This window comes from Aeromonas rivipollensis, from assembly GCF_037811135.1.
Classification (GTDB): domain Bacteria; phylum Pseudomonadota; class Gammaproteobacteria; order Enterobacterales; family Aeromonadaceae; genus Aeromonas; species Aeromonas rivipollensis.
This window is the reverse complement of the sequence record NZ_CP149130.1, coordinates 2,473,084-2,494,834: the sequence shown is the minus strand read 5'-3', so window position 1 is coordinate 2,494,834 and position 21,751 is coordinate 2,473,084. Positions and strand designations below refer to the sequence as shown.

Sequence of the window (21,751 nt, the reverse complement as noted above, 5' to 3'; positions counted from 1 at the left end):
AGTTCTCCGTGACGGTTGTGTCAGCTGTGATTGAAGGTTGTCCCTACCGAGCAGGGGGCCTGCTCATGTAACCAAAATGTGAATTAAATGTTATTTGTGGACAATTAGACTTTGGGATAAGCCAGGGGGCCGCCCTGATGCAGGCGCAGGAAGATGAGGGCGGCGGCGGTGGCGTCACTCAGGGCGTCGTGGAGGGGCAGGGGCGGCAACCCCAGGTGCTGACAGATGGCGGCCAGATGCAGGTCGATGACGGCGTCGGGATAGCGCCGATAGAGGTGGTCGTGATAGAGCCGGCTCACCTCCAGACCACGCTGGGGCAGGCGCAGCCCCCAGTGCCGCTGGCAGGCCAGATTGAGGATCCGCAGATCATAGGCGATGTGGTAGCCCACCAGTTCGCGGGGTCCGATGAAGGCCAGCAGCAGGCGCAGTGCGGCCTCCAGCGCCATGCCCTGTTGCAGATCCTGATGGCGCAGGCCGTGGATCACCACCGAGTGTTCGCTCAGGCTGGCCGGTGGCTGCACCCTGATGGACAGCGCCTCGCCGGTCAACACCCTGTTGTCCTGGATGCGTACCGCCCCGATGGAGACTATCTCGGCCCGCTCGGGATCCAGGCTGGTGGTCTCGAAATCCAGCGCCACCCACTCCTCCTCGGGGGGCGTCGCAAAGAGGGGGGCAAACTCCCCGTCCCCAAAGCCCCGACCCAGCCAACGACGTCGCCAGCGGCACCACATGCCTATTGCCTAAGACGAAAGTGCAAGGTGAGCCACTGCTGGAACTTCTTCACCTGATGCAGGGCGTGGCGCAGCAGATCCCGCTCACCGTGAGCGAGTTCGGCGACCTGTACCCGGCTGTCGCCATCCTTGAGCTGGCTGCGCAGCCGCAGTCGCACAAACAGCCGGAAGGCTTCCGCCAGGTTGGCGCCATAGTCGGGGCTCAGGCGCCCCGCGGCCACCAGGGCGTCGATCCGCCCCAGGGTCGAGGTCTCCAGCACTTCTGCCTCCAGGGCCAGCACGCGCAGGCCGTGCACCAGGGGGAAGAGGCCGCCGCGCTTGAGATCCAGCCCCTCGGGGGCCTGCTCCAGCCGGCCAAAGAGGGTGAGGGGGGTGTGGAAGGCGACCGCTGCCCGGGCCATCTCCGCCAGCAGATCCGGCCTGTCGGCCAGTCGCTCTCTCAGATAGCGGGCGAGGGGGGCGAGCAGGGGGCGATCCCCCATGATGGCCTGGGCATCGGCCAGGGTGGCGAGCCACAGCAGGTCGGCCTCGCTGGCCCGCACGCATGCCTGCTCTATCTCGTCCTGCCACTGCCGGGCACCCTTGACCCACTCCGGATTGCTGACCATCACCTTTCCTGGGCAGGGGGGATAGCCGAGCCGCGCGAGCAGGGCGCTGAAGGCGGCCAGATCGGCCTGGCGGTCTGGCCAATGCAGGCCATCCGGCAGGATCAGGGCGTTGTCCTGATCGGTTTTCTGGATCTGCTCGCCACGCCCCTCCGAGCCCAGCATCAGCAGGCATACCTGCTCCTGCACCTCGGGGGGGATCACCAGGGCGAAGGCCTTGGCGATCAACTGCTCGTTGATGGTGGCGATGAGCTTCATCAGAAAGAGGGTATGGATCCCCTGGGCAAACAGGGTGCGAATGAGTTGCTGCTGCTCCCGGGCCACCGCCTCCAGGGCGCTCTGGCTGTCTGCCCGGGCGATGCGCAGGGTCAGCACATGGGAGTGGGCGGAGAAGAGCCCCAGCACCTGGGTCAGGTGCAGAACTCCCGCCACCTCCTGCCCCTGCCAGATGACCAGCCGCTTGATGCGGTGGCGGGTCATCAGCAATAGGGCATCGAACAGGTAGCTGCCTTGCGTCAGGCCGATCAGCGGCGCCGGGGTCAGCACCGCCAGCGGCGCCGTCAGGGGCAGACCCTTGAGGGTCAGGGCATGGAGCAGGGTCTTGCGGGTGGCCAGGCTCAGGCTGCCGTCAGAGGCGGGATAGAGCAGGCAATCGGTGCCCCGGCTGGCCATGGCTTCGCTGGCGGCCAGCAGACTGGTCTGGCTGTCCAGCAGCAGGGGTGGCTGCAGATGGCCGGGGTCGATGCGGGTCAGGATGAATTCCGCCAGGTTCTGTTGCCCGAGCTGGCCGCGGCGCTCCTGCTCTCGCTGACGCTCGGCCAGGGTGGCGGTGAAATAGTGTGCGAAGGCGGGGTGCGCGTCGCACAACCCCTGGAAAGTGTCGCGGGGGATCAGCTGGCAGAGGGTGTCCTCCAGGGCGCTGAAACGATGGCGGCAGCGGCCGTCGAACTGGGCGCGCACGTCGAACATGTCCCCCACGCCATAGTCGCCGAAGGGCTGATGAGGCCCCGACTCCTCCACTACGCCCTTGATGACGAGGTAGAGGCCTGCGGGCTCATCCCCCGGTTGTTGCACCGTCTGGCCGGCGCGAAAGTAGCAGATGCTGAGGCGCTGGCCGAGCCGTTCACGGGCCGCCTCACCCAGACAATCAAAGGGCGGGCGGGAAAAATCGAACAGAAGTGACATGGCAGTTCTCGGCCGTGAGCATGGGGCCAGTCTGGCAAAGGGGCCAGGGCGGGGCCAGCCGACTTTAGTCGCAGAGCCGGGCTGACCTCCCTGTACCTGCCGATAACACTCTGGTAACGTTGTGGTATGACCAGTGTAGGCACAAGGAAGAGGAAGGAAATGGACAAGCCAAGGATCAGGTGCGAGATCCGGGACGGCATCGCCGAGGTGATGCTGACCCGGGGGGACAAGCTCAATGCGCTGGACAGGGCCATGTTCGGCGCCATCGACGAGACGCTGAACCAGCTGGCGCGCCAGAAGGGGCTGCGGGCGGTGATCCTGCACGGCGAGGGGCGGGCGTTCTGCGCCGGGCTGGATGTGAAATCCATGCTAAGGCAGCCGGTGGCGGCCCTGGAAATATTGAGACGCGAGGCGGATGAGGCGACCAACCTGGCCCAGCGGGTCGCCTATGGCTGGCACCAGTTGCCGGTGCCGGTGATAGCCGTGACCCAGGGGGTCTGTTTCGGTGGCGGCCTGCAGATAGCGCTCGGGGCCGATTTTCGATTCAGCACCCCGGATTGCCGCTTCTCCGTGATGGAGATCAAGTGGGGCATCATCCCCGACATGAGTGGCAGCGTCACCCTGCGTAATCTGATGGGGGTGGACACCGCCATGGAACTGGCCATGAGCGGTCGCGAGCTGGATGCCCAGGAGGCGCGGGCGCTCGGGCTGGTGAGCCGGGTCTGCGAGGATCCCCTCGACGCGGCGCGGGAGTTCGCCAGGACACTGATTACCAAGTCGCCGGATGCGCTGGCGGGGATCAAGCAGCTCTACCATCAGGCCTGGGCCCGCAGCGATGAGGTGATGCTGAAGGAAGAGACCCGGTTGCAAAAGCAGATCCTGGGGCGCCCCAATCAGTGGCGGGCGACCCTCAACAGCCTGTTTCGCTGGCGCCTGCCGTTCGGACCCCGCCGCAATGCGCTCTGAACCGGCGCTCACTCGCAAGAGAGCAGAAATGAAAATGGCAGCCTAAGCTGCCATTTCTTTATCTGTTTAGGGGTCAATGGTTCAGGTGGACTGGCGGTCCGGCTCGAACGGATGACCGGATTGCTCCTGCTCCAGGTTTTGCTCGGAGCGGCGACCCGTCCAGTAGTCGGCGTTCTTGATGCCGAGTTTCTCCGGGTGGAACACGGGATCCAGCCCCAGGGCCTTCTGGGCCTCATAGTCCTTCAGGCAGGCGAAGGCGGGCTTTTGCAGCAGCAGTATGGCACCGATGTTGAGCCAGGCCATCAGGCCGACCCCGATGTCACCCAGACCCCAGGCCAGATCGGCGGTCTTGACGGTGCCGTAGACGGTGGAGGCCATCAGGGCCAGCTTCAGCAGGAAGGTGAGCCAGGGGCGGTTGATCTTGCGGTTGATGTAGGCGATGTTGGTTTCGGCGATGTAGTAGTAGGCCACTATGGTGGTGAACGCGAAGAAGAACAGGGCGATGGCGACGAAGTAGTTGCCAAAGCCGGGCATCATGCTCTCCATGGCGGTCTGCACATAACCGGGGCCGGCCGCGATGCCGGCGATGCCGGTATAGAGGGCGGCTCCGTCTGGACCCTGTACGTTGTACAGGCCGGTTATCAGCAGCATGAAGCCGGTGGCGGAGCAGACGAACAGGGTGTCGATGTAGACGGAGAACGCCTGCACCAGGCCCTGTTTGGCGGGGTGGCTCACAGCGGCGGCGGAGGAGGCGTGGGGGCCTGTGCCTTGAGCCGCTTCGTTGGAGTAGACGCCACGCTTGACGCCCCACATGATGGCCAGACCCAGGATGGCACCGAAACCGGCTTCCATCCCGAAGGCGCTCTTCCAGATCAGCAGGATGACGCCTGGCAGCTGGCCGATGTTGAGGGCGATGATGACGCAGGCGACGATGATGTAACCCAGCGCCATGAAGGGCACCACAGTACTGGCGAAGCTGGCGATGCGTTTGACGCCGCCGAAGATGATGAAGCCGAGCAGCAGCGCCAGACCGGCGGCGGTGACGTTCGGATCGATGTCAAAGGCGGTCTGCAGGCTGGAGCCGATGGAGTTCGCTTGCACCCCTGGCAGCAACACGCCGCAGGCGAAGATGGTGGCGATGGCGAAGGTCCAGGCGTACCACTTCATGCCGAGCCCTTTCTCGATGTAGAAGGCCGGGCCGCCGCGGTATTCACCGTTGATCTTCTCCTTGTAGACCTGACCCAGGGTGGACTCCACGAAGGCGGAGCTGGCGCCGAGGAAGGCGACCATCCACATCCAGAACAGGGCGCCCGGGCCCCCGAAGGTGATGGCGGTGGCGACGCCGGCGATGTTGCCGGTACCGACCCGACCGGCCAGGGTCATGGCCAGCGCCTGGAAGGAGGAGACACCGGCATCCGTGCTCTTGCCATCAAACATCAGGCGCACCATCTCTTTCATGTGGCGCAGTTGCAGGAAACGGCTGCGCAGGGAGAAGTAGAGGCCCACCCCCAGACACAGATAGATGAGCGCTGGGCTCCAAATCACGCCATTGATGGCATTGACGATCTCATTCATGTACAACAACTCCTTTGTTGCGCTGTCTTGGCGAGGTCTATGCCTCGCTCCCTTAACATTGAAATATGTGGTGACCAAGGGGGCCACTCAGTATTGTGCGGGACTTTCGACTGGTTAGTCCGCGGGATTTAACATATCGGTTTGTATCGGCCCTTCCTAGTGAAAAGTGTTGTCACTTTGTTAATTTGTGAATTGACATTAACAAATGGTGCGTGGAACTGGACAAGATTCGGAACTTACCCATCAGGTGCATCTTTTCCCGACCCAGGGGCCCGCAGGGCATAGTGCAAATAGGAGGCCAGGAGTGACAATGAGAGAAGATAACTGCACCATTCGTCTCGCCGAGCGGGGGGATGGCGCCCTGTTGTCGGCGCTGTTCGCACAGCTGGGTTATCCCACCCCGGGCGAGGAGGTGGACGGACGGCTGGCCGAGCCGGATCCCGCTCGGGAGGTGCTGGTGGCAGAGCGCCATGGAAACATGGTGGGGGTGCTGATCTGGCATAGGCTGCAACCCATGCACCTTGCACCAGCCTGGGGCCTGATCTCGGCGCTGGTTATCGATGAAGGTGCAAGGAGCGGCGGCATTGGTGCCCTGCTGCTGGCGGAGGCCGAGGCGCGGGCGCTGGCCTCGGGTTGCAGCCAGCTGGAGCTCTCCAGCAGCCTCAAGCGCGAGGGGGCTCACCGCTTCTACCTGGCGCAAGGGTATGGGGAGCGGCCGAAGCGGTTCGTGAAATTATTCTGATGTGGTATGAGGAGTCCCTGTGTTCTGGTCCAGGTTGAAAGCGGTATTCGGTCTTGCCTCTCCCGGGGAGCGTCATGCCCCACAGGCGCTGGAGTGGCAGCAGGCCCTGGCGGCCGTGCCCATTTTGCAGGGCTTCTCCCGCGATGAAGAGCAGCAGCTGATCGAACTGGCCCGCCACTTCCTCTCCCGCAAGACGCTGACCCAGCTCGGGGTCGAGCTCAGCCCCCGTCAGCAGGGAGTGCTGGCCCTGCAGGCGGTGCTGCCCATCTTGCATCTGGGGCTGGAGTGGTATCGCGGCTTTCACGAGGTGATCATCATCCCCGAGCCCGTCACCCGCCGCCAGGAGGTGCAGGACGAGTTCGGGCTGGTGAGCGAGTGGGAGGAGGAGAACGCCGGCGAATCCTGGCCCCAGGGGCCCCTGGTGCTGGCCTGGAGCGAGTTGCAGCAGGATGGGGACTGGGATGGTTTCAACCTGGTGATCCACGAGCTGGCGCACAAGCTCGACATGCTGGGGGGGGATGCCGACGGGGGGCCGCCGCTGCCGAGCGGCATGGATCAGCGCCAGTGGACCCAGGCGCTGCAGAGCGCGTTCGATGAGATGAATGCAGAGCTGGCCAGGGGAGAGGTGACGCAGATAGATCCCTATGCCGCCTCGCACCCCGCCGAGTTTTTCGCGGTGTGCAGCGAGAGCTTTTTCACCGAGCCCCTGCGCCTGCGGGCCGTCTATCCCGCAGTCTACGAGCAGCTCGCGCGCTTCTATGGTCAGCAGCCTGCCGCCCGCTTCCCGGCCACCCGGTTGCTGGCGGGATATGCCGAGGAGCAGAGCTGATCGGCATTGCGGCGACAGAAAAAACAAAAGGCACCCCTAGGGGTGCCTTTTGCATGGGCGCGAAGGCCTGGGGCTGCGCTTACGCGGCAGCCTTGAGCTGGACTGCTGCGGCTTTCTTGTGATCGCCAATCGGCAGCACGGTGCGGCCGAACTGTTCGTTGATCACGGTGGCCATGGCCAGGTAGATGGCGCTGGCGCCACAGATGATGCCTTCGAAACCGGCGATGGTGCCGATCAGGGTGCTGCCGGTGAAGTCACGGGCGGCCAACAGGAAGAAGAGCACTGTCAGGGAGGCGAACACGAACTGCTTCACGCGCGGGAAGTTGACGGTGCCCACCAGCATGAAGAGGGTGAACATGCCCCACATCAGCAGGTACCAGCCCATGTAGGCGTGGGGAGTGGCTTCGGCCAGACCCATGGTCGGCATCACCAGCAGGAACACCAGGCTCCACCAGAAGGTGCCGTAGGAGATGAAGGCGGTGACACCGAAGGTGTTGCCACGCTTGAACTCCATGATACCGGCGATGATCTGGGCCAGACCGCCATAGCACAGGCCCATGGCCAGGATCATGGCGCTGATGGGGAAGAAACCTGCGTTATGGATGTTCAGCAGAATGGTGGTCATACCGAAACCCATCAGACCCAGAGGGGCAGGGTTGGCCAATTTTTCGCTCACGTGGCGTTCTCCAAAAATAGAGGTGGGGGTTGATAAAAGACGCGCGATTTTAGGCAGGCTCTTGGCCCTGAGCAAGGGGGGGAGGGTTCTAAATGGTAAAAAAATGACACGAAATTTTAAGTGACCAACCATTCGTACCATTCAGGTAGATGGCTGGTGAACGAAAAACGTTTTCAAGGTTGCGTTTTTGTATGAATAGCACCTCAAGATGAAACTCGGTAACGGTAATGGCAACTGAGGTTGGCGGAGCCTTGGAAACCCCGGACGGTGGCTGTGGGCTCTTTTTGATTGAAAAATGTCTTCATATGCCATCAGACAAGAGTGTGCTTCTCCTATTTTATGACGGGTTGGCTTGTCCATCTGTTTGCCCTCTCCCTCTCCGTCCTGTCTCCATACCCCTGGCAAGGCAGAGGAGGGGGCAGGGAAGCTGGAGCGAGGTGCTTGCATGCCCCGTATGGCGAAAAGCGCCTCAAGCCGACAAGGTGCGGGGTCAAGGGTTGCCTGGGTGAAAATCGCCTCGAGACGGGAAGGCAGGGTCACGGGGCTGTCCCTGTGGTGAGCAAAAGGCGAGATATAGAAATGGCCCAATATCACCATATAAATAGTATTGGGCCATTTCTTCAGATTGACAGATGGCCGAATTGGCGGGTTCGCCGGCATGGCTGGCGAGAGGGGCGACCTTGACCCTGGCGGTCAGCCCAGTTCCAGAAGAAAGACGACATTGAATAAGGAGGGGGCTCGTCAGTCCTCAGCTCGCCTGCGGCGGGAGAAGGAGCAAAGGAGCGAGGAGAGGTGCACGCAGCCTCGCAACCCCCTGCTCGTGTTCAAGGCCGTGTTGAAGGTCGAGTTGAAGAGAGGGGGCGGTCAGCCAGGCTGGCGCTATGGGCTGCGAAGGGGTCATCCGGGGGGAAGGGTATCAGGGGAATGGCCAGTATTGCCGTCAGGTGCTGCGCCGTCGTGGCAGAAACAGGGCGCCACCTTGGCGCCCAGCGGATCAGTTGTCCAGGGTGAGGACCACCTTGGCCTCCTTGTCGGTCTCCTTGACCTGGCTGTCCAGCACGAACAGGCGATCCGGCGTGATGCCCTGGGTATCCACCAGATACTCCTTGGTGTTCTGGGCCCGGCGCATGGCGAGGTTGCGTAGGGACTTGGCGGTGATCAGCTGCTGATCCCGCAACAGGATCACCGCCTGGGCGCGCAGGGCCGGGCTCTGCGCCGGGAGCGCCAGGCGATCGGCCAGGGTGCCGAGGTTTTCGCTGAACTTGGCCTCATAGGCCTCGGCCAGGGCGCTCTGCAGGGCAGGATCCTGCTCCAGCAGGGCGAGATCCACCGGGCTGCCGGTGATCTTGGCCAGCACCCGCTCCAGCTTCTGGCGCTGCAATATGGGCCGTTCTTCGTTGAAGTTGACTTTGCCGCGGATGTTCATGCTGAGCCTGGGCCTGTCTTTCAGTGCCTGGGCCAGGGTGGTCAGCTTGTTCTGCTGGGTCGGGGTGAGGGCGGGATCGCCGGGCAGGAAGGGGAGCTCATCGAGATCCTTGGTGCCGCCGGTCAGGGAGGCCAGCAGGGAGAAGGGGGAGCTGATGGCCTTGCCGAGGGTGTTGCCGAGCACGTCCCAGAAGATGTTGCCCAGGCTGAAATCCGGCTGATCCAGGTTGCCCTTCACCTTGAGGTTCATCTTGATGACGCCGCTGGCATCGCTCAGCAGGGCGATGGCGAGCCCGAGGGGCAGATCCTTGGCCTGCTCGCTCTTCACCTTCTCGCCGAGCTGCAGCTTCTTGATGGTGATGTCGTTGTCCCCCTCCAGCCGGTTGCCCTGCAGCTTGTAGTTGAGCTTCATGGAGAGCTGCCCCTTGTCGATGGCGTAGCCGGCATAGGTGCTGGAGTAGGGGGTGAAGGTGGTGAGTTCCAGGTTGTTGAAGGCCACGGCGACGTCGAGCACCGGATCGTCGATCAGCAGGTTGGCGCCCCCCTTGATGGTCACCGGGGCGTATCTGTCCACCTTGCCATGGAAGGCGAGCTCGGAGCGCTGACCCGGGGTGTTGCTGATGTGGCGGCTCTGACCCTCGAGGGAGGCGATGTCCACCACGAATTCCGGGCTCAGGCTGCGATCGGCAAATCGCAGGTTGCCCTGGGCGGTGCGGACCTGGTCGATGAGGATATGCGGTGCGGGGGCGCTCTGCTTGCTGGCCGGCTGTGGCAGCAGCAACTGCTGGACGTTGGTGACTCCCTCTTCGCTTATCTCGATGCGGGCGAAGGGTTTGCTCAGCAGTATGTCGGCTATCTTCAGCTGCTGGCGGATGCCGTCGTAGTGCAGGCCACTCAGCTGCAGCTTGTCTATCTGCAGCAGCCGCTGGTTGTCGGCCCGATCCAATACATTCAGCCCCTCGATGTCGAGCCCGCCACTGACGTCCAGCTTGCTGAGAGCCCCCTTGTCATCCGTGGTCAGGGCCAGTTTGGTGCGGCTGGCGAGCCGGCCATCCCGCACGCTGATGCGCAGCAGATCCTGCAGATAGGGCTGCGCCAGGGTGAGCGGCAGGCCCTGCTGCCTGATAGTCCCGTTCAGGGCGAAGGGGCTGAGCTCCAGGGTGCCATCAAAGGCCACGGTTGCCTGGGGATGCAGGGTGCCGGTCAGGGTGAGGGGGCTGCTCTGGCCGGGCTGGCTGCCGAGGCTCCCCAGGGTGAGCTCCAATCCCGAGAGATCCCGCAACAGGGGCTTGCCGCTGCTGGACTCGGTCAGCTTGAACGCCCCCTGGCTGATGCGGGCCTCTCTGAGCTGCCAGCGCCAGGGCTTGCTCGCTGTCGGCTGTCTGGCCGTGGCTTTGGTGCCAGGCGGCGAGACCAGCAGTGCGGCCAGGTCCAGTTGCTGCTTTTCATCGAGCACTGCGGTGACGGCGGGGGCCTTGAGGGTGAGGGCCCCGACCTCGAGGGACTGCTTGCTGCCATCGACCCGGATCCCGGTCATGGCCAGCTGGTTGAAACGGGCAAATTCGCCCCCCTTGGCCCCCTTGAGCTGCCAGTTGGCCAGGGTCAGCCTGCCCCTTGAGATCTGCCATGCCAGCCCCTGCTTGCCGGATGTGAGCCGGTACGCCAGCTCGGCGCTGGCCTCTCCCCTGGCCAGTGTGGCCTTGACATAAGGGGCCCAGAGCGGGGCCAAGGGGGCGAGGGCCAGCTTGCCGAGGCTGAGCTGCCCCTTGCCGGCCCCCGTCATGATGTTGAACTCACCGTCGGCCTTGAGGGGGCTCTTCTCATTGAGGGTCGCACTCAGCCGATAGGGGTTGAGGGCCGTCGCTGCGCTGGAAAAATCGGGCAGTTGCAGGGCGATCTTGTCCAGGGTCAGGGGCGGCACCCAGCCCGGGCTGCGCTGTTTGCGGCTATCCCGGTAGTGAAATTGCCCCTGGACCAGGGCCAGCTTGCCGATGCTTACCACGACGGGCTCGGTGGCGACCGGTGGCGTCTGCGCTTGCACTGGCGAGAGCAGGGGGGCCAGGACCTCGGTCAGATTGAAGCGAGCCTCTCCCTTGCTGTCCGCCAGGCGCACCAGATCCACCCTGGGGGCGGTCAGGATCAGCTCCTCCAGCACCAGGGCTCTCTGACGCCAGCTCTCCTTCAGCTTAGGGATGAGCCGCAACCCGTCGAACGACACCAGGGGATGTTGCTGCTCATCGAGCAGGGTGCTGGGCCCCAGGGTGAGGGAGGGGGAGCGCAGCCCGACCTCTATCTTCCCCAGGGTGAGTTGCAGACCATAATGGGTGGCGAGCCAGCCCGGCAGGTGGCGCTGGATGAGGTTGGGGGCTTGCCAGAGCAAGATGGTGACGCAGATGAGCAGACCGGCGCAGAGATAGAGGGCGTAACGCAACAGGCGAGCGGGCAGAGGCTTGGGCATGATGGTCTCCATTTGATGCGCACATGGTAGCAATTAATCGCCGTTCGATCATGGTATGGCTCTCTGGCTGCGCCTTGCTCTGTCCGGGTTAGCCGAATTATTGAGCAAGGTTCGGCCTCCTGCGCCAGGGGGGGGGGCCCTGCCTTTTTGTTCGGGATGGGGGGAGATCAAGCAGTCGGCAGCCTTTCACACCAACTCGGATGGACTGCGGGCAGGCCAGCGGGGTGTGCGGAGTCAGGCCTTGAAGCAGACGCGCCTTGTCAGGGCCTGGGGGCAAGGTCCCCCGTAGCGCGTCAATCCGCGTCTTTCTTCAAGCCGCTCAGGGAGTGGATGCAGCGCTGCTCGGCGGCATCCAGCTCGGCCATCACCATCTGGATATCTTCGAGCTGCTGGCGCAGGGAGTGGCGCCGCGCCTCTATGAGCTGGATCATGGAGTGCAGCTGCATCCGGCTCGAGCGGTCGGTGTCATACATGTCGAACAGCTCGCGGATCTCCGCCAGGCTGAAGCCGAGCCGCTTGCCACGCAGGGTCAATTTCAGGCGGATCCTGTCCTTGTGGCTGTAGATGCGGGTCTGCCCCTCCCGGGCCGGGGTGATCAGCCCCTCATCCTCGTAGTAGCGGATGGTGCGCGGGGTGATGTCGAACTCCTGAGCCAGCTCGGAGATGCTGTAGGTTCGCTCCTTGCCGCAGAAACTGCCGGCTCTCATGGCCTGATCCTGCATGGGGTTACCTCCTGACATAACGACATGATGCCGCTCTTCCTGGCGGGGGCGCTTTCAGGGGTCATGGCACTCTCCTTGTGCTATCTCATCGAGTCCTGGCTGCTGCTCTCTGGCCCTGGCATGGAGCGCCTGCCCGACCCGGGAGCCGTTGGGGCGCCCGAGTTGCTCGCTCACCCACTGGCCGGTGGCAGCCAGCCTGTAGAGGTTCACTCCGGTACTCATGCCAAGGCCGTGCAGCAGATAGACCACCTCTTCCGAGGCGACGTTGCCGGAGGCCCCGGGGGCATAGGGGCAGCCACCGAGTCCCGCCACAGAGCAGTCTATGGTACGGATGCCGCGCTCGAGCGCCGGCAGCAGGTTGGCGAGCCCCTGGCCATAGGTATCGTGAAAATGCACCGCGAGCCGGCCGGCCGGGACTTCGTGCAGCACAGCATCCAGCATGGGCACCACAGTGCCCGGGGTGCCTATTCCTATGGTGTCGCCCAGGGAGATCTCGTGACAGCCGAGATCCAGCAGCCGCTCGGCCAGGGCGGCGACCCGTTTCGGGCGGGTCGGGCCGTCATAGGGGCAGGCGATGACGGTGGAAAGGTAACCCCGCACCTTGATGCCGAGGCGGCGCGCCTCCGCCACCAGCGGGGCGAAGCGGATCAGTGACTCTTCGACGCCGATGCCGATGTTGGCGCGGGTGAAGCCGTCTGAGCAGGCGGTGAAGAGGCCAATCTCGTCGACCCTGGCCTGGATCGCGGCCTGCAAGCCCTGCAAATTGGGCACCAGGGCACCATAACGGGTCGCTCCCTTGCGGGGCAGGGCCTTGAACAGTTCGGCGGAGTCTGCCATCTGCGGCACTCGCTTCGGGGAGACGAAGGCCCCCACCTCGATCCGTTGCAGGCCGCTCTCGGCGAGGCGGTTGATAAGCAGAAGCCGCTGCGCCAGCGACAACAGGCGAGGTTCGTTCTGCAGCCCATCCCGCGGTCCCACCTCCACCAGGCTGACCCTGTCGACGGGCGTGCCATGCTCCTTGCTCATGCTGCACCTCCCTGAGCATCATCGGCGATCGGGTCGGCAAAGTGCACCAGGACGGCGCCCTGGCTCACCTGCTCCCCCTGGCGGCAGCAGAGGGCGGTGATCACCCCCTCCTTGTCTGCTTTCAAGACGTGCTCCATCTTCATCGCCTCCAGCACCAGCAGGGGTTGCCCCTTGCTGACGGGTTGCCCGACCTCGACCAGCAGCGCCACCACAATGCCGTGCATGGGGGCCAGGGCGCCTTGGGCCGTTTCATGATCATGGTGTGGCCTATGGCGCTGATCATTGGCGGCGAAGGGAATGTGCCTGTCATCCAGTTGCAGCACGAAGGCTGTCTCTGCCGCCGGGGTGACGGGGCAGCGCACCCAGCGGCCCGCCCGCTGCAGACGGATATGATCGGTGCCCAGCTCATAGGGGTAGGCTTCTCCCTGCCATGTGAGCCGGCCGGCGCGCTCGGCCAGGGTCAGTACCCGGGCCTCTTCGCCGATCCGCACCGCTGCCGTCAGGCTGCTGCTCTCGCCCAGCCGAAAGCCGGGGGCCTGCTGCCAGGGGGAGGGGCCAGTGCGACTGGCGAGCCAGAGGGTGGCCAGCGGCCAGGCGAGTGTCGGTATGGCCAGCGGCTCGGTGGGAATGGGCCACTGGGTGTGGTGCGCCATGGCCAGCACGTCCGGCTCTTCACACAGGCGCAGCAGCAGCGGGCCGTTGTGCACCAGGGGGCCGAGACTCAGGGCCGCCAGGGCATCGGCCAGCCTGGCGAAGGCCTCGGCGCGGCTCTGGCCGTGGGCGACCAGCTTGGCGATCATGGGATCGTAATAGGGGCTCACCTCATCGCCGGCGGCGACCCCGGTGTCGATGCGCACCCCCTGTGGCCAGTGCAGCCAGTGGATGGGACCGCTGGCGGGCAAGAAGCCTGCGCCTACGTCCTCGGCGTAGAGGCGCGCCTCCACGGCATGGCCGCTCAGCACCACGTCCTCCTGGGTGAGCGGCAGCGGCTTGCCCTCGGCGACTGCCAGCTGCCAGGCCACCAGATCCTGGCCGGTGATGGCCTCGGTGACTGGGTGCTCCACCTGCAGCCGGGTGTTCATCTCCATGAAGAAGAACGCCTCCCCGCACAGCAGAAATTCGATGGTACCGGCCCCCACATAGTCGATGGCCCGGGCGGCGGCTACGGCGGCCTCGCCCATGGCGCGGCGAAGCGCCGGGGCTATGTTGGGGGCGGGGGCCTCTTCGATCACCTTCTGGTGGCGGCGCTGCAACGAGCAGTCCCTGTCCCCCAGGTAGATGGCGTTGCCGAGGGTATCGGCGAAGACCTGCACCTCCACGTGGCGGGCGCGGGCGAGGTAGCGCTCGAGCAGCACGTTGTCATCTCCGAAGGCGGCAAGGGCTTCCCGTTTCACCGCCGCCAGGGCGGCGTCAAACTCGTCTATCTGCTCGACCCGGCGCATCCCCTTGCCGCCGCCGCCGCTGGCGGCCTTGATAAGGAGGGGGAAGCCGACCTGGTGCGCCTGATCACGCAACAGGGCCGGCGTCTGATCCGCGCCGTGATAGCCGGGCAGCACGGGGACGCCAGCCGCCTGCATCAGCGCCTTAGCGCCGGATTTGTCCCCCATGGCGAGGATGGCGGCGCCGCCCGGGCCGATAAAGCGCAGCCCCTGTTGTGCACAGGCGCTGGCAAAGTCGCTGTTCTCAGACAGAAAACCGTAGCCGGGGTGCACGGCATCGGCCCCGGCCTCGCGGGCAATCTTCAGCACCTTGGCGGCATCGAGGTAGCTCTCCCGCGCGGGGGCAGGCCCCAGGTGCCAGGCCTCGTCCGCTTCCCGCACATGCATGGCGCGGGCGTCGGCGTCCGAGTAGAGGGCGATGGTGTGAATGCCGAGGCGGCGGGCAGTCTTGATGATGCGCACGGCTATCTCGCCCCTATTGGCAATCAGCAGGCGCTTGATGGGAGCCTGATGTGTCATGTCTGCTCCTCGTTCATAAAGGCACACTCGTTCATGAAGACATTGAGGGGGGCAAGGCGTTGATCCGCCCCCCGGTTATCCTCGCCGTGGTTGGCGATAAGCAGACGCTTGATGGGCTGGTATTGAGTCATGTCTCATCCTTGAAACGGGGGCGCCAGTTGGGGGGGCGCTTGTCGAAGAAGGCCTGCATCCCCTCCTGGGCTTCGAGTCCGACCCGCACCCGGGCTATGGTCTCGACGGTTATCTCTTCGTGTTTATGACCGGGCTGCTGTTCGATGGCGGCCAGCAGCCGCTTGGTCTCCTTCATCGCCTGGGGGCCGTTGCGGCACAGACGCATGCCTAAAGCCCGTCCCTCGGAGAGCAGTTGCTCCGGCGCACAGAGCCGGTGCGCCACGTTGAGGCGGCAGGCGGTGATGGCATCGAAGGGCTCGGCGCTCAGCATGTAGCGGCGGGCCTGGCGCATCCCCATGGCACGCACCACATAGGGGCTGATCACCGCAGGCACCAGCCCCAGGCTCACCTCTGAGAGGCAGAAGCGAGCGTCGTCGCTGGCCAGCACTATGTCACAGGCACAGAGCAGGCCGAGTGCTCCGCCATAGGCCGCCCCCTGCACCAGGGCCACTGTGGGGAAGGGCAGCTCGTCCAGGGCTTGCATCAACCTGGCCAGCACCCGGGCATCCTCCCGGTTCTTTTCAAACGAGCTGGGATCGAAGTCGCCATTGAGCTGGTTGCGCATCCAGTTGAGATCGGCACCGGCGCAAAAGTGCCTGCCCTCTGCCCGCAGCAGCAGAACATGGGGGCGTTCGGCCAGCGGCTGGCCGTGGCGATGGGCCAGATCATCCAGGCAATCGAGCAGCTCCTGCATCAGATCGGCATCGAGGGCGTTGTGGCGAGCGGGGCGCGCCAGCACCAGCTCGACCAGAGGGCCGTGGCGTTCCAGCCGGCAGCCAGCCAGGGGGTCATTGCACAGTGGATCGGACATGTCGAACTCCTTACATCCTGAAGATGCCGTATTGTTCGGGCCCGGGCTTGGCACCCTGGCAGGCGGCCAACGCCAGGGCCAGCACGGTGCGGCTCTGGGCGGGATCGATGACGCCGTCATCCCAGAGCCTTGCACTGGCGTAGTAGGGGTGCCCCTGGCGTTCATACTGCGCGATGACGGGGGCGCGGATGGCGTCCGCCTCCTGCTCCCCCAGGGTCTTGCCGTCGGCCGCCAGCTTGTCCCGGCGTACCTGCACCAGCACGCCGGCAGCTTGCTCGCCTCCCATGACGGAGATGCGACTGTTGGGCCAGCTGAACAGAAAATCGGGCTCATAGGCGCGGCCGCACATGCCGTAGTTGCCGGCGCCAAAGCTGCCCCCGACGATCAGGGTTATTTTGGGCACCCGGCTGCAGGCCACAGCGGTGACCAGCTTGGCGCCGTGCTTGGCGATCCCCTCTTTTTCCGCCTGACTTCCCACCATAAAGCCGGTGATGTTCTGCAGGAACAGCAGGGGAATGGCACGCTTGTTACAGAGCTGGATAAAGTGGGCGCCTTTCTGGGCGCTGTCGCTGTGGAGTACGCCGTTGTTGGCGAGTATCCCCACCGGCATACCCTGAATGCGGGAGAAGCCGGTGACGAGCGTGGTGCCGAACAGTGCCTTGAATTCGTCGAACACCGAGCCATCCACCAGGCGGGCGATGAGCTCCCGGGCGTCATAGGGGCGCTTGAGGCTGGTGCCCACCAGGCCGTAGAGCTCCTCTATGGGGTAGAGGGGCTCATCGTAGCTTGGGTGGCATGAAGGCGAACCCGAGGCTGGCATGCTGTTTTCCCCCAGATTGCTCACCAGGGTGCGGGCTATGGTCAGGGCATGGGTATCGTCCTCGGCCAGGTGGTCGGCCACCCCGGAGTGGGCGCAGTGCACCAGGGCCCCCCCCAGGGCTTCGGCGCTGATCTCCTCGCCGGTGGCCGCTTTGACCAGGGGCGGGCCCGCCAGGAAGATGGTGGCCTGTTCCCTGACCATGATGGATTCATCCGCCATGGCGGGCACATAAGCGCCCCCGGCGGTGCACAGCCCCATCACCACCGCCAGCTGGGGGATGTTCTGGGCCGACATGCGGGCCTGGTTGTAGAAGATGCGGCCAAAATGCTCCCTGTCGGGGAACACCTCGTCCTGCATGGGGAGGAAGGCGCCGCCGGAATCCACCAGATAGAGGCAGGGGAGGCGCAGCCGCTCGGCGATGGCCTGGGCCCTCAGGTGCTTTTTCACCGTGAGCGGGTAGTAGGTACCCCCCTTGACGGTGGCGTCGTTCACCACCAGCAGGCAGAGCCGGCCCGCGATCCGGCCGAGCCCTGTGATGATGCCGGCGGCGGGCACGGGTTCCTCATAGACCTGCCAGGCGGCCAGGGCCGAGAGCTCGAGGAAGGGGGAACCCGGATCCAGCAACTGATTGATGCGCTCGCGGGGCAGCAGCTTGCCACGGCTCTGATGGCGGGCGTTGTTGGCCGCGCCGCCGCCCTGGACTATCTCGGCGAGGCGGGCGTTGAGATCGGCCACCAGGGCCTGCATGGCCTCCCGATTGGCGGCAAAGTCGGCGCTTGTTGTATCCAGGCGGGAGTGGATCTGGCTCATGGGTTCTCTCCCATCTGGTTGTTGCTGCCAATGGCAGGGGGCAAAGAGAGAAGCATCATGCATTCTCTCCCATCAGCTCGCGGCCAATGAGCCAGCGGCGGATCTCCGAGGTGCCGGCCCCTATCTCGTAGAGCTTGGCGTCCCGCAGCAGGCGGCCGGTGGGGTATTCGTTGATATAGCCATTGCCGCCGAGCAACTGGATGGCATCGAGCGCCATCTGGGTGGCGTTTTCGGCGGCAAACAGGATGGTGGCGGCGCAATCCTTGCGGCTGGTGCGGCCCTTGTCGCAGGCCGTGGCCACCGAATAGACCAGGGCGCGACTGCTGGCGAGGCGTGTATACATGTCGGCGAGCTTGCCCTGCACCAGCTGGAAGTCGCCGATGGCCTGGCCGAACTGCTTGCGTTCGCGCACATAGGGGAGCGCCACGTCCATGCAGGCCTGCATGATGCCAAGGGGACCGGCGGCCAGCACCACTCGCTCGTAGTCGAGGCCGCTCATCAGTACCCGGGCCCCGCCGTGCAGGGCGCCGAGCAGGTTCTCTGCCGGCACGCGGCAGTGGTCGAACACCAGCTCGCAGGTGCTGGAGCCGCGCATCCCGAGCTTGTCGAGCTTCTGGGCCGTAGTGAATCCCGGGGTGCCCGCCTCGACGATAAAGGCGGAGATCCCCTTGGCCCCGGCATTGGCATCCGTCTTGGCATAGATGACGAAGGTGTCCGCATCCGGGCCGTTGGTAATCCACATCTTGTTGCCGTTCAGCACATAGTGATCGCCTTCGCGCACCGCGGTGAGCCGCATGCTGACCACGTCGGACCCGGCCCCCGGCTCGCTCATGGCCAGTGCCCCCACATGCCTGCCGCTGACAAGATCAGGCAGATAGCGCGCCTTCTGATCAGGGGTGCCGTGGCGGTGGATCTGGTTGATGCAGAGGTTGGAGTGGGCGCCGTAGGAGAGGCCGACCGAGGCGCTGGCGCGGCTCACCTGCTCCATCACCAGCACATGGGCCAGATAACCCAGATCCACCCCCTCATACTCTTCCGCCACCGTAATGCCGTGCAACCCAAGCTCACCCATCAAGGGCCAGAGGTCGCGGGGGAAGGCGTTGCTCTGGTCAATCTCGGCGGCGCGCGGGGCTATTACTCGTTGGCAGAAGGCCTCGACCTGCTCGGTCAGGGCGCGGAGGGTTTCATCCATCAGGGCATGCATCCTTGCTCTCCTTGGTCTCTGGTGCTCACCTGTCTCGCGCTCTCGAAACGGAGGGAAACTGGTCAGTCCATTCGTGATTTAAGTTTACGTTAGCGTAAACGTAAATTGGTTGTTAGTCTAAGGTAAATTCGTTGAGTGCCGACTGCAAGGGCATACCCCGAGCAAGCAAACGCAAGGAGTGAGCAAGATGATCAGCGAGAGCATCCGGTCTGCCGGCCTGCCTGAGGGGCTCTGGCACAGTGCCAGCCACCGGACAGCCAAGGAGAGTGCGGCATGAGCCAACACCACACCCAGTACGGGGATCTGCCGCTCTATATTGGGGGCGAGGCGTACCCTTCCGCGAGCGAAGCCTGGATCGAGGTGACCAACCCGGCGGATCAGAGTCTGCTGGCGCGGGTGCCGAGAGCCACCTCGGCCGAGGTGGAACTCGCGGTGCGCCGCGCTCACGACGCCTACCTGCTGTGGCGGGAGGTGCCAGCCCCCGAGCGGGCCCGGGTCATGTTCAATTATCAACATCTGCTCAAAGCCCATCACGACGAGCTGGCGACCCTGCTGGCCCAGGAGACGGGCAAGAATCTGGCGGACGCCAGGGGAGATGTGTGGCGCGGCATCGAGGTGGTGGAGCAGGCCTGCGGCGTCGCCAGCCAGACTCTGGGGGAGACCATGGGCAACGTGGCGCGCCGGGTGGATGGCCACTCCTGGGTGCAGCCGCTGGGGGTCTGCGTCGGCATCACGCCGTTTAACTTCCCGGCCATGATACCGCTCTGGATGTTCCCCCTGGCGGTGGCCTGCGGCAACGGCTTCGTGCTGAAACCTTCCGAGCAGGATCCCCTGACCCCCATGCGGCTGGCCGAGCTGTTCACCGAGGCGGGGGCGCCAGCGGGCATCCTCAGCGTGGTGCACGGCGGCGCCGAGCAGGTGGATGCGCTGCTTGCCCATCCGGACGTCAAGGCGGTGAGCTTCGTGGGCTCCGCCCGGGTCGGGGCTCACGTCTATCGCACCGCCACTGACCACCTCAAGCGCGCCCAGTGCTTCGTCGGCGCCAAGAACCACATGGTGATCATGCCGGACGCCAACAAGGCGCAGGTGCTGAGCAACCTGGTGGGGGCCGGGGTGGGGGCGGCCGGTCAGCGCTGCATGGCCATCAGTGTGGCGGTCTTCGTGGGCGGCGCCCGCGACTGGATCCCGGATCTCGCCGCCGAGTTTGCCAGGGTCAAGCCGGGTGTCTGGCACGATCCGCAAGCCGCCTATGGCCCCCTTATCAGCCCTGAAGCCAAGGTACGAGTCGAGGGGCTGATTGAAGCAGGCATGGCCGAGGGGGCCCAGTGCCTGCTGGACGGACGTTTCTGCGACGTGCCCGGCTACCCGGTGGGCAACTGGGTGGGGCCGACCCTGTTTCGCGGCGTGACCCCACAGATGCGCATCTATAAGGAGGAGATCTTCGGCCCCGTGCTCGCCTGCCTGGAGGTGGAGAGCCTGGACGAGGCGCTCGCCCTCATCAACGACAACCCCTATGGCAATGGCACCTCCATCTTCACCGGCTGCGGCGCCGCGGCCCGCAAGTTCCGCCACGAGGTGGCGGTGGGTCAGGTGGGGATCAACGTGCCCATTCCGGTGCCGCTGCCGTTCTTCTCCTTCACCGGCTGGCGGGGCTCCTTCTACGGGGATCTGCACGCCTATGGCAAGCAGGCGGTGCGTTTCTACACCGAGACCAAGACGGTGACAGAACGCTGGTTCGACGAGGACATACCGACCGGACCCAACATGACCATCCACCTGCGGTGAGGAGTGGGCCCAAGGCACTCCCGCCGGGCCAGCCACGGCCGGCCAGCTGCCTGAGTGGCCCGAACGATTGAGATAACGAGGAAGCGAACAAGATGGATTTTACCCTGACCGAATCCCAACGGGCCTGTGTCGACTCGGCCGGTGCCTTCGCCGATCTGGCGCTCAAGCCCCACGCCGCGCGCTGGGACAGGGAGCATGAGTTCCCCGTCCCCACCATCAAGCAGGCGGCGGCGATGGGGTTATGCGGCCTCTACACCCCGGAGCAATATGACGGCCTGGGCTTGAGCCGACTCGACGCCAGCCTCATCTTCGAGCGCCTGGCCATGGGCTGCACCTCCACCACGGCCTACCTGACCATCCACAACATGGTGAGCTGGATGCTGGGCAGCTGGCTGCCGGCCGAGGTGGCGGCAGAGTGGGTGCCAAGGCTCGCCAGCGGCGAGCTGCTGGGCTCTTACTGCCTCACCGAGGCGGGGGCGGGATCGGACGCCGCCGCCCTCAAGACCCGTGCGGTACGGGATGGCGAGACCTATCTTATCGACGGCAGCAAGGTCTTCATCTCGGGGGCGGGCAGCACAGAGGTGCTGGTGGTGATGGCCCGCACCGGGGGCGAGGGGGCCAAGGGGATATCTGCCTTTATGGTGCCCGCCGATACGCCGGGGGTGAGCTACGGCAAGGCGGAGGAGAAGATGGGCTGGAACAGCCAGCCGACCCGGGAGGTGAATTTCAGCGCAGTGCGCATTCCCGCCCGCTACCGGTTGGGGGAGGAGGGAGAAGGGTTCAGGTTTGCCATGCAGGCGCTCGATGGGGGACGCATCAATATCGCCAGCTGCTCGCTGGGTACAGCCCAACAGGCGCTGGACGACGCCCTGGCCCATGTGCAGCAGCGCCAGCAATTTGGACACCCGATCAGCGAATTCCAGAGCGTCCAGTTCCGCCTCGCCGACATGGCCACCGAGCTGGCCGCCGCCCGTCTGCTGGTGCGCCAGGCCGCCGCCAAGCTCGACAGCGGCAGCCCGGACAAGAGCGCCTGGTGCGCCATGGCCAAGCGTTTTGCCACAGACGTGGGTTATCGCGTCTGCGATGAGGCCCTGCAACTCTTTGGTGGCTATGGTTATATCCGCGAGTACCCGCTGGAGCGCTACCTGCGCGACACCAGGGTGCACCGCATTCTGGAAGGCACGAACGAAGTGATGCGGCTCATCATCGCCCGCCGCCTGCTGGGGGATCCCGGTTTGTCGCTGGAGTAGAG

At 64.8% G+C, this 21,751-nt stretch carries 17 protein-coding genes; 5 read left to right on the top strand and 12 right to left on the bottom strand.

The annotated features are described in order from the left end of the window. Nucleotides 1–104: 104 nt before the first annotated feature. Nucleotides 105–731 (bottom strand): 3'-5' exonuclease, encoded by a 627-nt coding sequence (locus tag WIR04_RS11355; protein ID WP_338886964.1) that lies wholly within the window; start codon nucleotides 729–731, stop codon nucleotides 105–107. Between the two features lie 2 nt (nucleotides 732–733). After that, nucleotides 734–2,521, bottom strand: coding sequence for a putative nucleotidyltransferase substrate binding domain-containing protein (locus tag WIR04_RS11350; protein WP_338886963.1), 1,788 nt, complete (start codon nucleotides 2,519–2,521; stop codon nucleotides 734–736). 159 nt (nucleotides 2,522–2,680) lie between these two features. Here WIR04_RS11350 and WIR04_RS11345 point away from each other — a divergent pair, with 159 nt between their 5' ends. Further along, nucleotides 2,681–3,487: a crotonase/enoyl-CoA hydratase family protein gene (locus tag WIR04_RS11345; protein WP_338886962.1), complete on the top strand. Its 807-nt coding sequence runs from the start codon at nucleotides 2,681–2,683 to the stop codon at nucleotides 3,485–3,487. A gap of 81 nt (nucleotides 3,488–3,568) precedes the next feature. On the opposite strand, the gene WIR04_RS11340 is transcribed toward WIR04_RS11345, so the two are convergent. Next, entirely contained in the window at nucleotides 3,569–5,062 is a 1,494-nt protein-coding gene (locus WIR04_RS11340) for an amino acid carrier protein (protein ID WP_307764500.1), read from the bottom strand. Between the two features lie 310 nt (nucleotides 5,063–5,372). On the opposite strand from WIR04_RS11340, the gene WIR04_RS11335 reads away from it, so the two are divergent. Together WIR04_RS11335 and WIR04_RS11330 are read left to right on the top strand one after the other, a co-directional pair. Beyond that, complete coding sequence (locus tag WIR04_RS11335) at nucleotides 5,373–5,804, top strand: GNAT family N-acetyltransferase (protein WP_163148227.1); 432 nt, start codon at nucleotides 5,373–5,375, stop codon at nucleotides 5,802–5,804. Between the two features lie 19 nt (nucleotides 5,805–5,823). Continuing rightward, the gene (locus tag WIR04_RS11330) at nucleotides 5,824–6,633 is read left to right on the top strand and encodes a M90 family metallopeptidase (protein ID WP_338886960.1); all 810 of its coding nucleotides are present in this window, start codon (nucleotides 5,824–5,826) and stop codon (nucleotides 6,631–6,633) included. A gap of 79 nt (nucleotides 6,634–6,712) precedes the next feature. Here the strand turns inward: WIR04_RS11330 and WIR04_RS11325 are convergent, their stop codons facing one another. The 9 genes from WIR04_RS11325 to WIR04_RS11285 form a co-directional block, all read right to left on the bottom strand. Further along, nucleotides 6,713–7,309, bottom strand: coding sequence for an acetate uptake transporter (locus WIR04_RS11325; protein WP_005315399.1), 597 nt, complete (start codon nucleotides 7,307–7,309; stop codon nucleotides 6,713–6,715). 994 nt (nucleotides 7,310–8,303) lie between these two features. After that, nucleotides 8,304–11,204 (bottom strand): DUF748 domain-containing protein, encoded by a 2,901-nt coding sequence (locus WIR04_RS11320; RefSeq protein WP_420883421.1) that lies wholly within the window; start codon nucleotides 11,202–11,204, stop codon nucleotides 8,304–8,306. A gap of 281 nt (nucleotides 11,205–11,485) precedes the next feature. Further along, the gene (locus WIR04_RS11315; protein ID WP_338886956.1) at nucleotides 11,486–11,899 is read right to left on the bottom strand and encodes a MerR family DNA-binding transcriptional regulator; all 414 of its coding nucleotides are present in this window, start codon (nucleotides 11,897–11,899) and stop codon (nucleotides 11,486–11,488) included. 69 nt (nucleotides 11,900–11,968) lie between these two features. Next, nucleotides 11,969–12,940, bottom strand: a complete 972-nt coding sequence (locus WIR04_RS11310; RefSeq protein ID WP_338886954.1) for a hydroxymethylglutaryl-CoA lyase — start codon at nucleotides 12,938–12,940, stop codon at nucleotides 11,969–11,971. Next, nucleotides 12,937–14,898, bottom strand: coding sequence for an acetyl/propionyl/methylcrotonyl-CoA carboxylase subunit alpha (locus WIR04_RS11305; protein WP_338886952.1), 1,962 nt, complete (start codon nucleotides 14,896–14,898; stop codon nucleotides 12,937–12,939). The genes WIR04_RS11310 and WIR04_RS11305 overlap by 4 nt, the downstream gene beginning before the upstream one ends. Continuing rightward, the gene (locus WIR04_RS11300) at nucleotides 14,895–15,029 is read right to left on the bottom strand and encodes a hypothetical protein (protein ID WP_338886950.1); all 135 of its coding nucleotides are present in this window, start codon (nucleotides 15,027–15,029) and stop codon (nucleotides 14,895–14,897) included. Before WIR04_RS11300 ends, WIR04_RS11305 begins: the two co-directional genes overlap by 4 nt. Further along, nucleotides 15,026–15,880: an enoyl-CoA hydratase-related protein gene (locus tag WIR04_RS11295; protein WP_338886948.1), complete on the bottom strand. Its 855-nt coding sequence runs from the start codon at nucleotides 15,878–15,880 to the stop codon at nucleotides 15,026–15,028. Before WIR04_RS11295 ends, WIR04_RS11300 begins: the two co-directional genes overlap by 4 nt. Before the next feature lie 10 nt (nucleotides 15,881–15,890). Then, nucleotides 15,891–17,510 carry a carboxyl transferase domain-containing protein gene (locus WIR04_RS11290; protein WP_338886946.1) on the bottom strand — a complete coding sequence of 540 codons (1,620 nt, stop codon included), beginning with the start codon at nucleotides 17,508–17,510 and terminating at the stop codon, nucleotides 15,891–15,893. A gap of 55 nt (nucleotides 17,511–17,565) precedes the next feature. Then, entirely contained in the window at nucleotides 17,566–18,714 is a 1,149-nt protein-coding gene (locus WIR04_RS11285) for an isovaleryl-CoA dehydrogenase (protein ID WP_338886944.1), read from the bottom strand. Nucleotides 18,715–18,987: 273 nt separating this feature from the next. On the opposite strand from WIR04_RS11285, the gene WIR04_RS11280 reads away from it, so the two are divergent. Beyond that, nucleotides 18,988–20,499, top strand: a complete 1,512-nt coding sequence (locus tag WIR04_RS11280; protein WP_338886942.1) for a CoA-acylating methylmalonate-semialdehyde dehydrogenase — start codon at nucleotides 18,988–18,990, stop codon at nucleotides 20,497–20,499. Nucleotides 20,500–20,591: 92 nt separating this feature from the next. Further along, entirely contained in the window at nucleotides 20,592–21,749 is a 1,158-nt protein-coding gene (locus WIR04_RS11275; RefSeq protein WP_338886940.1) for an acyl-CoA dehydrogenase family protein, read from the top strand. Nucleotides 21,750–21,751 lie beyond the last annotated feature (2 nt).